13 protein-coding genes are annotated in these 13,877 nt (G+C 61.9%); 11 read left to right on the top strand and 2 right to left on the bottom strand.

Annotated features, from left to right (window positions below; translation table 11 throughout):
- Positions 1–22 precede the first annotated feature (22 nt).
- The 10 genes from ICM05_RS08480 to trmD all read left to right on the top strand — a co-directional run bounded on the left by ICM05_RS08480 (position 23) and on the right by trmD (position 9,867).
- Positions 23–181, top strand: coding sequence for a hypothetical protein (locus tag ICM05_RS08480; protein ID WP_188024132.1), 159 nt, complete (start codon positions 23–25; stop codon positions 179–181).
- A gap of 66 nt (positions 182–247) precedes the next feature.
- Entirely contained in the window at positions 248–805 is a 558-nt protein-coding gene (locus ICM05_RS08475; RefSeq protein ID WP_188024131.1) for an OsmC family protein, read from the top strand.
- 61 nt (positions 806–866) lie between these two features.
- Positions 867–1,259, top strand: a complete 393-nt coding sequence (locus ICM05_RS08470) for a DUF4260 family protein (RefSeq protein ID WP_251364588.1) — start codon at positions 867–869, stop codon at positions 1,257–1,259.
- 124 nt (positions 1,260–1,383) lie between these two features.
- Entirely contained in the window at positions 1,384–5,160 is a 3,777-nt protein-coding gene (locus ICM05_RS08465) for an AAA family ATPase (RefSeq protein ID WP_188024130.1), read from the top strand.
- A gap of 45 nt (positions 5,161–5,205) precedes the next feature.
- Complete coding sequence (gene ftsY / locus ICM05_RS08460) at positions 5,206–6,081, top strand: signal recognition particle-docking protein FtsY (protein WP_188024129.1); 876 nt, start codon at positions 5,206–5,208, stop codon at positions 6,079–6,081.
- Positions 6,082–6,135: 54 nt separating this feature from the next.
- Positions 6,136–7,695, top strand: a complete 1,560-nt coding sequence (ffh, locus tag ICM05_RS08455; protein ID WP_188024128.1) for a signal recognition particle protein — start codon at positions 6,136–6,138, stop codon at positions 7,693–7,695.
- A 150-nt stretch (positions 7,696–7,845) separates the two neighbouring features.
- On the top strand, positions 7,846–8,253 hold the full coding sequence (gene rpsP, locus ICM05_RS08450; RefSeq protein ID WP_188024127.1) for a 30S ribosomal protein S16: 408 nt from the start codon (positions 7,846–7,848) through the stop codon (positions 8,251–8,253).
- A 14-nt stretch (positions 8,254–8,267) separates the two neighbouring features.
- The gene (locus tag ICM05_RS08445; RefSeq protein WP_188024259.1) at positions 8,268–8,522 is read left to right on the top strand and encodes an RNA-binding protein; all 255 of its coding nucleotides are present in this window, start codon (positions 8,268–8,270) and stop codon (positions 8,520–8,522) included.
- Positions 8,522–9,136 (top strand): ribosome maturation factor RimM, encoded by a 615-nt coding sequence (gene rimM, locus ICM05_RS08440; protein WP_188024126.1) that lies wholly within the window; start codon positions 8,522–8,524, stop codon positions 9,134–9,136. Before ICM05_RS08445 ends, rimM begins: the two co-directional genes overlap by 1 nt.
- Complete coding sequence (gene trmD / locus ICM05_RS08435) at positions 9,133–9,867, top strand: tRNA (guanosine(37)-N1)-methyltransferase TrmD (RefSeq protein ID WP_188024125.1); 735 nt, start codon at positions 9,133–9,135, stop codon at positions 9,865–9,867. Before rimM ends, trmD begins: the two co-directional genes overlap by 4 nt.
- An 86-nt stretch (positions 9,868–9,953) precedes the next feature.
- On the opposite strand, the gene ICM05_RS08430 is transcribed toward trmD, so the two are convergent.
- A complete protein-coding gene (locus ICM05_RS08430; RefSeq protein ID WP_251364587.1) occupies positions 9,954–11,027 on the bottom strand; it encodes an aromatic acid exporter family protein in 1,074 nt (357 codons plus the stop codon).
- A complete protein-coding gene (locus ICM05_RS08425; protein ID WP_353055861.1) occupies positions 11,024–12,073 on the bottom strand; it encodes a phosphatase domain-containing protein in 1,050 nt (349 codons plus the stop codon). Before ICM05_RS08425 ends, ICM05_RS08430 begins: the two co-directional genes overlap by 4 nt.
- A 340-nt stretch (positions 12,074–12,413) precedes the next feature.
- Between ICM05_RS08425 and ICM05_RS08420 the strand changes: the two genes are divergently transcribed.
- The gene (locus ICM05_RS08420; protein WP_188024256.1) at positions 12,414–13,862 is read left to right on the top strand and encodes a cytochrome ubiquinol oxidase subunit I; all 1,449 of its coding nucleotides are present in this window, start codon (positions 12,414–12,416) and stop codon (positions 13,860–13,862) included.
- The last annotated feature ends 15 nt before the right edge of the window (positions 13,863–13,877 follow it).

The raw sequence follows: 13,877 nt of genomic DNA, 5'->3' as shown, positions 1-13,877 counted from the left end.
TCAATCCAAGCAGCGCAGATGAATGACGGCCAAGATTCTGACCGAAATGACCACTCGACCATCAGGCCACCCCAATGCCTGCCTCAGTTTCCCGGAATTTTCAGCGCGCTTTCTCTGGCCGCGCATCGAATCACAGCGCACGGATTTGGGCAAACATTCGCCGCTTTGTGACGCCGAATGACTCCCGGTGTCGGTACGTTTCACCCGCAGATGCGGGGCGCGGATCGGTCGGGCTACTGTCTCGGACATGACTACTGCAATTGCACCCGCAACCGTAATCCCCGAGATCACCGCCGAGGAGCGCACCGAGCGTCTGCGTACCGCTGGCGCTGCCTGGAGCGACCGCATCGATGCGAACCGAAACTCGTCGAAGCTCACCTTCCGTACCACCGGTGTTGGTGAGGGCAGCGTTGCTACCCGTGTCCGTTCGGGCAAGCACGAGTTTGTGATCGATGAGCCTGCACCGCTCGCGGGTGACGATGTTGCGCCGAGCCCGGTTGAGTACGCCCTCGGCGCGCTCATCGGCTGCCAGACGGTGGTCTACCGCCTGTACGCAGATGCGCTCGGCATCCAGGTCGACGACATCAAGGTCATCGCTGAGGGTGACCTCGACGCTGCCCGCCTGTTGGGTAAGGATCCCTCGGTTCGTGCAGGTTTCAGCGACATTCGTCTGCGTGTGGAGATCTCTGGCCCGGAATCCCTCGAACGCTATGAGGAGCTGCGCGTCGCCGTCGATGCGAACTGCCCGGTCTACGACCTCTTCGTGAACCCCACCCCGGTATCCGTGAGCGTCGCAAAGGTCTAAGCGAATCCCACACTCGGGGGAGCGCCAGGAAGCCTGTGCGCTGCCCCGATACAATTCAGGCATGGGTTTCTTGCGTTTGACCTGGGGCATGAGTGCTGCGGTCTGGTTCATCATGATCATTCTGTGCTGCGTCATGTGGGGTGTACCTGCCGTTGCGATTGCGATTGTGTTCGGCCTGCTGCCCGACATCTCACTCATCGGGGCCTTCGCTGAGAAGGGGCGTCTGAAGCCGAGCCGCGTGAAGTTCTACAACACGATGCATACGATGACGATCCCCGTGATCATGCTCATCGTGGGTGTCATTCTGTTCTTCCTCACCGGAGCGTTCCCCGGTGGCTTCTACGCGCTTGCCCTCGCAGGTCTTGCCTGGTTCGTGCACATCGCGATCGACCGCACCCTCGGTTTCGGACCTCGCGCCGCCGATGGCACGATCGTGCAGATGGTGCTCGCCTAGAGCGACACGTCGAGGCCTCCCGTCACACCGTGGCGGGAGGCTTTTCTGCGACTAGGCTTGTCGTATATATCGGGCCTATGAAATACGTAGGCGGATCGGCTGATCGGAAGCGAAGGGACGGCGGGTGCATCTCAAGAGTTTGACGTTGCGCGGCTTCAAGTCTTTCGCTCAGCCCACCACCTTCCAGTTTGAGCCTGGCGTGACAGCGATCGTCGGTCCGAACGGATCTGGCAAGTCAAACGTCGTCGACGCGCTCGCCTGGGTCATGGGCGAGCAGGGCGCCAAGAACCTGCGCGGCGGCAAAATGGAAGACGTCATTTTTGCTGGCACGTCGACGCGCGGGCCGCTTGGCCGCGCGGAGGTTCGCCTCACGATCGATAACAGTGACGGCGCACTGCCAATTGAATACTCGGAAGTCACGATTAGCCGCACGCTGTTCCGCAGCGGCGCAAGCGAGTACGCCATCAACGGCGAGGGCTGCCGCCTGCTCGATGTGCAAGAACTCCTGAGCGATTCCGGTCTCGGCCGTGAAATGCATGTCATCGTGGGTCAGGGGCAGCTCGATGCCGTGCTCCGTGCCACCCCTGAGGAGCGCCGCGGGTTCATTGAGGAAGCCGCGGGCATCCTCAAGCATCGCCGCCGAAAGGAGCGCACCCTTCGCAAACTTGACGGCATGGAGGCGAACCTCACCCGCCTGAACGACCTTGCGGGGGAGCTGCGCCGTCAGCTGAAGCCGCTTGGTCGCCAAGCGGAGGTAGCCCGCGCCGCACAGGGCATCGCGGCCGAAGTGCGAGATGCCAAGGCGCGTCTGATCGCTGACGACGTCACGCGCCTCAAACGCGAACTCGAAGACCTCTCGCGCAACGAAGCTGAGCGGCACCAGGAGCAGGTTGTACTGCAGGAGCAGTCCGAGCAGAAGCGACTCCGCATCACCCACCTCGAAGCTGAACAGCAGGGCGACGCACTCGACGAGGCACGTCGTGTCACGATGTCGCTGGAGGCCGCGCAGTCGAAGCTTCGCGGTCTCTACACCCAGGCACAACAGCGCCTGACTTTCCTTGCAACGCAGGCTGATCCAGACACCCCGGCGCATCGCATTACGAAGAGCACCGTGAGTGACGCGGAAACCGAGGCCACCGAGCTTGACCAGCTGATCCCGCAGGCGGAAGAAGTCTGGGAGCAGGCCCGTCTGCAGACCCGCACGGCGCAGGCCGCACTTGACGCCATCGACGAACAGGTCGCAGCGCAGAGCGCGGCTGTGTCGGCATACGACCTGCGGGTTTCGCAGCTGCGCGGATCTGTCTCAGCGGCAGAGCAGAAACGCGACGCCGTGACCGCCGAGATCGAACGCCGCAAAACTGCGCTCACTCAAGCTGACGAGCGCGTCACGGCCGTTGAACGGGAACTCACGGAATTCGAGGAGCGTGCTGCCGCGGCTGGCGCGGGTGATCTCGCTGACGACACTGGATCTGGCGCGGATCGCGACGCCATCTACCGGGCCGCCCAAGACGCGCAGGTCGCAGCAGAACAGGCCCGCGACGAAGCCCGCGATCGTCTTCACGAACTTGAGCGTGAGGGTTCGGGCCTTGATGCCCGTATCTCCGCGCTTGCCCGCTCGCTCGAAGCTCAGGACGCCTCAGCTGCCATCCTCGCGGAGGCACCTTCCGGCGTACTCGGCCGCGTCGCTGACCACTTCCGTGTGCAGGAAGGGGCCTCCGCCGCGATCGGTGTGGCGCTTGGCTCGCTCGCAGATGCACTGCTCGCCGAGGATGAGGATTCGGCGGTAGCCGCGATCCGCCAAGCCCACGATGGCGAACTCGGCCGCTTGCGTGCTGTGGTCGCGGGTGCTTCGAGCGCCGCGATCGGTGCCGAAGCTCCTGAGATCGCGGGTCTCACGCACGCGAGCGAAGTAATTCTTGAAGCTCCTGCTGGCGTGCGGGCGCTGCTGCAGACGACGTACATCGCTACGGATCTTGCCGCGGCACAGACGGGTGCGGTTGCACTCCGCGCGCTTCCTGGTGCACCCGATTTCACGGTCGTGACCGAGCTCGGCGACGTCATCACTGCGCACACCCTCGCCGGCGGATCAGGCCAGGCACCGTCCCGCATTGAACTCACGGGTGAGCTCGACCAGGCCCGCGCACGTCGTGCAGAGGTGTCTGAGTTGCTCGCGGGCGTCGAGATTGAGCTTGGTGATTTGCGCGCGCTCGTCTCGAAAACGCAGGCCGACGCAAAGCGTATTTTCGAAGAGATGCGTGAGGCCGATGCCCGCGTGGCGGCGTTCCAGAACGATCGCAACCGGTTGGTCGCGCGCGCCGAGGCCGGCCGCGCCGAGGCTGAGCGCGCCAAAACCGCATACGAAGGTGTCGCAGGAAATGGCGAGGCCGCTCAGGCTGAGGCTGAGCGCGCGGCAGAGCTGTTGGCTGAAGCGCTTGCGGATCCGCGCCCTGTGCTTGACGTGACCCGGCGCGAGGGCGCCCAGCGCGCACTCGACGAGCGCCGCCAGGTCGAGCTCGACAAGCGTCTCGCGCTCGAGACTGCCCGCGAGCGCGCCAGGGCGGCACACGCTCAGGCGCAGTCGATCGAGCGGCAGTTCGAGGCAGAGCGCATTGCGGCTGAAGAAGCCGCTCGCCGCGCCGTGTTGCGAGCGCGTCAGACGGCCCAGGCCGAGCGCGTTGCGGCACGTATTCCCATGATTCTTGAGGCGTGCGACCGATCGCTCATCGAGGCTCGGGTCGCGCAACAGCGTGCAGAACAGGTGCGTGCACGCAATACGCAGGAGCTCACGCTGCTGCGTGCCGAAGAAGCGGAGCTGCGCGCCAGGCTCCAAGAGGTCACGAATCTCGTGCACGGCTCTGAGATGAAGAGCCACGAGCGTCGCATTCAGTTCACCTCGCTCGTCGAGCGTGCCGCGAATGAACTTGGTTTGCGGGAAGAGGTGCTCCTCGCGGAGTACGGCCCGAGCGTCTTGATTCCCATCGCGTCCGATGCTGACGGTGAGAGCGCCGATGGCACGGCGGGGGCGGATCGCGAGGCTCCGCGCGAGCTCAGCCTCGAAGAGCAGTTGGCTGCCGAACTGGGGGAGACGCCGGACGCTGGTGTCGACGAAGGGTCGCTCGAGGCGGCGCTCGCTGACGAGCTTGCGGGCACTACCGGCCCGACCGCTCAGGGCACCTCGGCCGAAGCGGCTCCTGCAGCTGAAGTGTCTGGGGTCCCGTACATTCGTGCCGAGCAGGAGGCGCGCCTGGCGCGGGCTGAGCAGCGTCTCGCTGCGCTCGGCCGCATCAACCCGCTTGCGCTTGAGGAGTTTGCGGCGCTTGAGCAGCGCCATAAGTTCCTCGTCGAGCAGCTCGAAGATCTCACCCGTACCCGCGCGGATCTCCGAGGCATCATCACCGAACTCGATGACAAGATGAAGGACATCTTTGCTGCAGCGTTTGCCGACACCAAGGCGGCGTTCAGTGAGGTGTTCCCGATCCTGTTCCCGGGTGGTGCGGGCGAGGTCATCCTCACGAATCCGGATGACATGCTCACGACGGGCATTGAGATTTCGGTTCGCCCGGCCGGCAAAAAAGTCGAGCGCCTGTCGCTGCTGTCGGGTGGCGAACGCTCGCTCGCAGCGGTCGCCTGGTTGATCGCAATCTTCCAGGCCCGCCCGAGCCCGTTCTACATTATGGATGAGGTGGAAGCCGCGCTCGACGATGCGAATCTTGGCCGCCTGCTTGAGGTCTTCGAACGGTTGCGTGAGAACTCGCAGCTCATCGTCATTACGCATCAGAAGCGCACGATGGAGATTGCTGACGCGCTCTACGGTGTCTCGATGCGCAAGGACGGTATCTCAGCGGTTGTTGGCCAGCGCCTCGCTCGAGACGGGGAAGTGGCCGAAACCTCGGCTGAATAGCGGCCGAATCACGATCCGCGCCCCGTAGTCGGTAGTCTTATCTGCATGGCAGAGAAATCCTGGTCGTTTTCAAAGGCGTTCCGCAACTTCTTCAGCGGACCCGAGCTCATCACCGATGAGACCTGGGACGACCTTGAGGTTGCGCTCATCACTGCCGATTTTGGCCCCGATATCGCGGAGTCGATCCTCAACGAGCTGCGCGAGCAGGTCGAACGCCACCGTGTGACCGAGGTCAAGGAGATGCGCCGCATGCTCCAGGACGCGATCGAGGAGCGCCTCGCGGCCTTCGATCCGACTCTGCGCCTGTCGGAGCGACCCGCGGTGATCCTCGTGGTTGGCGTCAACGGCGTCGGTAAGACCACGACCATTGGTAAGTTTGCGAACTACCTCCAGGCTTTCGATAAGAAGATCATCGTTGGCGCGGCCGACACGTTCCGCGCGGCAGCTGTTGAGCAGTTGGCTACGTGGGCGGATCGCGCAGGCGTCGCAATTGTCAAGCCACAGCAGCAGGGCCAGGACCCGGCGTCGGTCGCATTCCAGACCGTGCAGAAGGCGATCGACGAGTCGTACGACATTGCCATCATTGACACCGCAGGCCGGTTGCAGACCAAGGGCGGCCTGATGGATGAGCTGGGCAAGGTGCGTCGCGTCATCGAGAAGCTTGCGCCCGTCTCTGAGGTGCTTCTCGTGCTCGACGCAACCACCGGTCAGAACGGTCTTGCGCAGGCGGAAGCCTTCATTGAGCACGCTGGCGTGACCGGGCTTGTGCTCACCAAGCTCGACGGCTCGGCAAAGGGCGGATTCGTGCTTTCCGTACAGGAGAACACGAAGCTTCCCATCAAGCTCGTGGGTCAGGGTGAGGGCATTGGCGACCTGACGGGCTTCACCCCGCACGTGTTCGCTGCACAGCTCATCGGCTGACACCCGAGTTTCCGCGTGAGTCGCGCCGCAGAATAAGGGTAGAATTTAGCCACTATGGCTACTTTTGGAAACCTGTCGGCGCGGCTGACTGACTCGCTCAAGAATCTCCGCTCTAAGGGCAAGCTCTCGGCGTCTGACGTTGATGGGACAGTCCGCGAGATTCGCCGTGCACTGCTCGAGGCCGACGTCTCGCTTGACGTCGTCAAGGAATTTACCGGCAAGGTGCGCGAGCGCGCCCTGGGCGATGACGTCAACAATGCGCTGAATCCTGCGCAGCAGGTCGTCAAGATCGTGAACGAGGAGCTCGTTGAGATCCTCGGTGGTGAGCAGCGCCGTCTCGAGTTCGCGAAGAACCCGCCGACCGTCATTATGCTCGCCGGTCTGCAGGGTGCGGGTAAGACCACCCTCGCAGGCAAGCTGGCAAAGTGGCTCAAGGGCCAGGGCCACACCCCGCTGCTCGTCGCGTGTGACCTTCAGCGTCCGAATGCAGTGACCCAGCTTGGCGTTGTTGCCGAGCAGGCTGGCGCGGCAATCTTCGCTCCCGAGCCTGGCAACGGCGTCGGCGACCCCGTCAAGGTCGCAAAGGCCGGTATCGCTGAAGCAAAGAGTAAGCAGCATGACTTCGTCATCGTCGATACCGCTGGCCGCCTCGGCGTTGACGCTGAGCTCATGCAGCAGGCTACTGACATCCGCAAGGCAATCGATCCCGACGAGGTACTCTTCGTCATCGATGCGATGATCGGTCAGGACGCGGTGGCAACCGCGAAGGCGTTCCAGGAAGGCGTTGACTTCACCGGCGTTGTCCTCACCAAGCTCGACGGTGACGCACGCGGTGGTGCTGCGCTTTCGATCCGTTCGGCTACCGGCCGTCCGATCATGTTCGCGTCGACCGGTGAGGGGCTCGGCGATTTCGAGCCGTTCCACCCCGACCGTATGGCGAGCCGAATTCTTGACCTCGGCGATATCCTTACCCTGATCGAGCAGGCTCAGCAGGCCTTCGATGAGGATGAGGCGCGCAAGGTTGCCGAGAAGATCGCGAAGGATGCGTTCACGCTCGACGACTTCCTCGGTCAGATGCAGCAGCTGCGTAAGGCTGGCTCCATCAAGAAGATGATGGGCATGCTTCCGGGCATGGGCAAGATGAAGGATCAGCTCGAGAACTTTGACGAGCGTGAGATTGTTCGTACCGAGGCCATTATTCAGTCGATGACCAAGGAAGAGCGCACCAACCCGAAGATCCTCAACGGCTCGCGTCGTCTGCGTATCGCGAAGGGCTCGGGCATGACCGTGACCGACGTGAACTCCCTCGTGCAGCGCTTTGAGCAGGCTGCAAAGATGATGAAGACGGTTGCACGCGGTGGCGTTCCCCAGATTCCTGGCATGGGTCCCATGCCTGGCATGAGCCACGGCGGCAAGAAGAAGCAGCAGGCCAAGGGCAAGGGCAAGAAGCAGTCGGGTAACCCGGCAAAGCGTGCCCAGGAGCAGGCGGGCATCGCCGCGAAGGCAGAGTCCGCTGCGGCTGGTTCAGGCTTCGGGTTGGGACGTGGCGCGGGTGCTGCACCCACCGAAGAAGACATGGCAAAGCTGCAGCAGATGCTCGGCGGCAAGCTCTAAATCTTCAGGTTGCTGCTAAAACCCCTGGTCGCAGCAAAAATTGCAATTCACCCCTTGTTTGTGGAAGAATTGTTGAGTTCGCGGTTACCGCGTATTCAGGCTTCCGCACTGGCTTTCGGTGCGGCACACTTCACTTTTTAGGAGTTACTCATGGCAGTAAAGATTCGCCTCAAGCGCTTCGGTAAGATCCGCGCACCCTTCTACCGCGTCGTCGTTGCAGACTCGCGCACCAAGCGTGACGGCCGCGTCATCGAGGAGATCGGCAAGTACGATCCCACCCAGAACCCCTCGCTGATCGACATCTCGTCGGACCGCGCACAGTACTGGCTCTCGGTTGGCGCACAGCCCACCGAGCAGGTTGCAGCACTCCTCAAGCTCACCGGCGACTGGGGCAAGTTCTCGGGCGAGGGCAACACCGAGTCGAAGGTCCTCGCACCCGAGGCAAAGGTTGCTTTCGAGGCTGACGCAGCAAAGAAGAGCGTTGTTCGCCCCAAGGCAGCAAAGCCTGCTGAGGCTCCCGCAGCTGAAGAGGCTGCAGCTGAGACCACCGAGGCCTAAGTCCTTTGGCTCAGATGGCACTTGCTGAGGCGCTCGAGCACCTCGTTAGCGGGATCGTAGATCACCCTGACGATGTTCGCGTGGACGCACAGAGCTCCGGTCGCGGCGAGGTTCTCGAGGTGCGTGTGCACCCCGAAGATCTCGGTCGCGTCATCGGACGCAGTGGGCGTACCGCACAGGCGCTTCGCACCGTGATTTCCGCTCTTGCTTCTGGCGAGCGTATTCGCGTTGACGTCATCGATACCGACGGCGATCGGAGCGCTCGCTAATGGCAGACGCTCCACGTCGCGCGCAGGCTCCCCGTCCCGATTGTGGGGCGGGGAGCCTGCGCGTCGGTAGGCTCACGAAGCCTCACGGCCTGAAGGGCGGCGTTAAGCTCGAGCTCTTCACGGATAACCCCGAACTCCGGTTCGTTCCTGGTGCGGTGTTCCACCTCCAGGTTCCGACCGAGTCTGAGTGGTTTGGCAAGACGATTGAGCTGCGCGAACTGCGTTGGTTCAACGACTCGCCCGTTGGCTTCTTCCACGAGGTTCCTGATCGCAACGCGTCAGAATCGATCGTTCGTGCGATCCTCTGGATCGATGAAGAAACCGTCAACGCCGGTGCTGAGGATGACGCCTGGTACGACCACGAGCTCAATGGACTCGAGGTCATTCGTGAGACTGAAGACGGCGACGTAGTCGTCGGCAAGGTCACCGAAGTGCAGCATTTCCCCGCACAGGACCTGCTTACGGTGAAGACCGAAAACGGCCCAGTGTTGGTTCCCTTCGTGGAAGCAATCGTTCCCCGGGTGGACATTGCAGGTGGCAAGATCTTCATCACCCCGCCCGCGGGTCTTTTCGAAGACTCGGAATCTGACACTGCGGAGGCAGATCACTCTTGAGAATCGACGTCGTCTCGATCTTCCCTGGCTACTTTGACGCGCTCGAGCTTTCGCTCATGGGCAAGGCACAGAGCAAGGGACTCATTGACCTCAACGTGCACGATCTGCGCGACCATGCGCACGATAAGCACCGCACGGTAGACGACACACCCACCGGCGGCGGCGCTGGAATGGTGATGAAGCCCGAGCCCTGGGGCGCGGCACTCGATGGCATTATCGAGGACGCTGACGACTCGGCTCCGCTCATCATTTTCCCGTCGCCCGCCGGTGATGTCTTCACGCAGCGCATGGCACGTGAGCTCGCTCACGAAGAGCACCTGGTGTTCGCATGCGGTCGCTACGAGGGTATTGACCATCGCGTGTTTGATGAGTACGAGTCCCGTGCGCGGATCCGCCTGGTCAGCATTGGTGACTACATCTTGAATGGCGGCGAAGTCGCCTCAATCGCGATGATCGAGGCGATTGGTCGCCTCGTTCCCGGTGTCGTCGGTAACCCCGAGAGTCTCGTCGAGGAATCGCACGAGGAAGATGGATTGCTCGAGTACCCGAGCTACACCAAGCCGGCTACCTGGCGTGATCGCTCGGTCCCTGACGTGCTTCTCAGTGGCAATCACGCGGCAATCGCCAAGTGGCGCCAGGAACAGCGCGTCGAGCGCACTCGGAAGGTGCGACCCGACCTGCTTCCGCCAGGTGAACGTGCAGACCGCAAGGGTCGGTACGCCGCAGAATAAGTATGAACGCCCCGTGACGTTGGTCACGGGGCGTTTGTCGTCTCAGGAAATGGGGGAGCGCTCTACCTCCGTGGTGTGAGCTGCGCTTAGAGGTCGAGGCCGCCAGTGATGCGGCCGCGCACGCGGCCGAGATCCGCCATCAATGAACCAATGAGGATCCAGTGGTCAGGGTTGGCACGCGGAATCACATACGGCGCAGTCAGCGCTGGCAGCTCATGATGGGAGATCCACTCAGAGTCACCAGCTGAGAGCAGGCGCAGGTCGTGCGCAGCGCGGCGAATCTCATCGGCCATGCCGGGTACCGCGGGATCATTCACCACATCAACGTCGTACAGATCAAACGTCGTGCGTGACATGCCAATGACCTGGGTGATGATGGGCTGGAGCTGCTGGAACAGCTCGTCGTCCTCGATGAGATCCGCGCGATAGCGCCGGCTCCGCGGATTCAGGCGCAGGCTCTCACGCGCCTGGCGCAGCAGCGTGTGTACGCGTGCGCGATCGGCATTGAGCGAACGCGCCTGGTTGTACATGTTCTGAAGCCAAGCCTCGTCGCGGGGGCTTTCGAGCGCCTCAGCGAGGCGAATCAGCGCGTCGGCAGACTGTTGTGTGAGGTCAGTGATCGCCGCGCGCAACGACGGCGTGCGCACCGGGGCGACGATGAGCGCATTGAACAGGACGCCGATGGTGGCGCCGATAGCGGTCTCCAGGAGTCGTTCGACGCCGTAGTCCATGGAGAGGCCGCCGAGCGCAATCATCAGCAGTGCACTGATGGCAATCTGGTTTGCTGAAGACTGGGACATGCGCAGTATCCAGCCGAGGAGCATCGCGACGATGATCGCGGCGATAAAGAGCCAAGGATGCGGGCCAAAGATGGCCGCTGCGCCGAGAGCAACGGAAATACCAACGACCACACCGACGACGCGTTCGATACCGCGAGTGAGGGACTGGTCAACGTTCTCCTGCATCACGAGCAGCGCCGCAATGGCGCCAAAGATCGGGAGATGCGAATCAAGGAACGTCGTGCACACCAGCCAGGTGGTAATGGCGGCAGCGGCCGCTTTCAGGGGCTGCAGGATTGATTGCCGCTGTGAAACGGTGAATCGTCCGGTGATGCGCTTTGGCGCACCTCGCCAGTCCATGCGGCCCTGATTGATGGTCATAGCAGTCCGATGTTCCTGAGTTCTTCGCGCAGCGTTGCCCCATCAGGTCCATAGACCCAGGGCACACCGCTGGTATTTCGGTGCAGACGCGCCTTTGAACGGCCTCCCGCAAGAACGGCCTCGCCCACCGAGAGTTGGCGGATCGCCACAGCGGCCACGCTCTCAGGGTGTTCAGTTGCGAACTCGTGGTAATGCGTCTCGTCGTGCTGGCCGTCATCGCCGATGAGGAGCCACTTCACGCCGGGGAATTCTTTGGTGATACGTCGGAGCTCGCGGCGCTTGTGCTCCTTGCCGCTGCGGAACCAACGATCGTGCGTGGGACCCCAGTCGGTCAGCAGCAACGGACCCATGGGGTACAGATTGCGTTCCAGGAAACGGCTGAGCGCGGGGGCCGCGTTCCAGGCGCCGGTCGACAAATAGATCACCGGCGCGCCCGGGTGTGCAGCGGTGAAGTGATCGAGCATGACGGGCATACCGGGGATGGCCGTGCGCGCATGCTCGTCGAGAACGAAACTGTTCCAGGCTGCTACAAGCGGCTTGGGGAGGGTCGTCATCAGGATGGTGTCGTCGACGTCAGAGATGACGCCGAGCGTGGCTTTCGGGTCAAGAATGTTGACCGGGGCATGTGCCGCTTCGGCCTCGTCGGTCTGCAATGTGACGGTGTGCCAGCCGGGGGTGAGGCTCACGGGCACCATAGAGTCGATGACGCCGCCGCGATCTGCGAACACCTCGCCTACTGGCTCGCCATCGACAAGGACCTGGACTCGCTGAAATGGGACGGCGAGGCTGGTGAATGTGCGCCAGCCCCGGACGCGAGAAATTGCCGCGACATCAGGGCGAAAGCGTGTGTGCTCGCGGGTGTCTGGCTTCAAATACAACACCCGGCCAAGGACGCGCACCCACTCCGTCGAGCCGTACCCAATGTAGGGAATCACGGACGGAGTCTTGCCGCGCGAAATTGCACGCTTCTCTCGGAAGCCGTGAATGCGATCTTCGAGGCGCGCTGCGAAGCGCGGTCGATCATCTGGCTGCTGTAGGGAAGTCACCAAGCCAGTTTAGGCCGTCGACCCGTGTGCTGAATGGAAGTCTGTGCGCGAGGCGGAATGTTCGCGCCGAGCGGAGTTGGTACAACTGGCGCCATTTTGCTTCGGGTCGAGGAAACATTGTTTTGACGTGAAGCTATGAATATTTTGACATCAAACTAGAAGAATTTTGACGTCAAGAATTATTCGCAGGAATCTCATAGATATGCGTAAAATCACAGGTGACGGCCATTTTGGCTTTCACCGATTTTGGCAATATGCCCGATTCGGAAAACTTCACTACGGGAATTTGATTCGCTGGCGCGGATAGGGATTCCACGTTCAGGAGTCAACAATGCAATATATGACCGAGGCGCTCGATCCGCTCTTGCTTGCCCGTTGGCAGTTCGGGTTGACCACGCTGTACCACTTCATCTTTGTGCCGCTGACGCTCGGCATGAGCTTGCTGGTCGCACTGCTGCAGACCGCATGGGTGCGCACCGACAACATTAAGTACCTGCGACTTACCAAGCTCTTTGGCAAGATTCTGCTCATCAACTTCACGATGGGTGTTGTCACCGGTATCGTCCAGGAGTTCCAGTTCGGCATGAACTGGTCGAACTACTCACGCTTCGTCGGCGACGTCTTTGGCGCACCACTTGCGCTCGAGGGCCTCATCGCGTTCTTCTTCGAGGCAACGTTCATCGGCATCTGGATCTTCGGCTGGAACAAGCTGCCTCGCGGCCTGCACCTCATGAGTATCTGGTTTGTCTGGATCGGTTCGACCATCTCGGCGTACTTCATCCTCGTGGCGAATGCCTTCATGCAGAACCCGGTTGGCTTCGAGATTAACGAAGAGCGTGGCCGTGCCGAGCTCACCAACATCGGTGAGGTCTTCACGAACCCGGTTGCTGTCTGGCAGTTCCCGCACACGATTTTTGCCTCGATCATGTTTGCTGCGGTCGTCATCGTTGCTATCGCAGCATGGCACCTCAAGCGCAACCAGTTCGTTGATGAAATGCACACGGCACTCCGCTTCGGCGCATGGACAAACATTATTGCGTTCGCTGGCACTGGCTTCACCGGCCACCACCTCTCGATGACCATGACCGAGACCCAGCCAATGAAGATGGCTGCAGCTGAGGCAATCTACAACACAGCCTCGGGTAAGGACGCGTCGTTCTCGATCTTCAGCCTCGGCACTCCCGACGGCCTGCACGAAATCTTCTCGATTCGTATCCCGTACCTTCTCTCGTACCTGTCTACCGGTGGGTTCGACGGCACGGTTGAAGGCATCAACGACCTGCAGGCGCAGTACACCGCCGATTTCTGCGGTGCTGACTCGCTCATGACCTGCCCCGCTGACGGCAGCTTCACGCCGATCATTTGGGTGACCTACTGGTCGTTCCGCTGGATGATTGGTCTTGGCGGCCTCGCAGCAGTGATCTCTGCGGTTGGCCTCTGGGTGACCCGCAAGAAGACGCAGCTCCCCACTTGGGTCTGGCGCGTTGCGATCTGGACCGCTCCGCTTCCGCTGCTCGGTTCGCTCGTTGGCTGGATCTTCACCGAGATGGGCCGCCAGCCCTGGATCGTGTTCGGCCTCATGACGACCGAGCAGGCAGTCTCGCCGGGCGTCCCCGGTTGGGCAGTCCTCATTTCGCTCATCGTGTTCACAGTCGTGTACGGCGCGCTTGCCGTGGTCGAGTTCGGACTCATCCGGAAGGCAGCGATCGCTGGCCTGCCTGAGATCGAATTTGAAGATGGCGACGACAGCAAGCAGCCGGATCAGCACAAGCTGACGACGGTCTACTAAGGAGGGACGATCATC

Origin of the sequence: Leucobacter sp. cx-42, assembly GCF_014529985.1 — a bacterium.
Lineage (GTDB): Bacteria > Actinomycetota > Actinomycetes > Actinomycetales > Microbacteriaceae > Leucobacter.
Note: the sequence above shows the minus strand (reverse complement) of the source record. Positions and strands in the feature narration are given on the sequence as shown.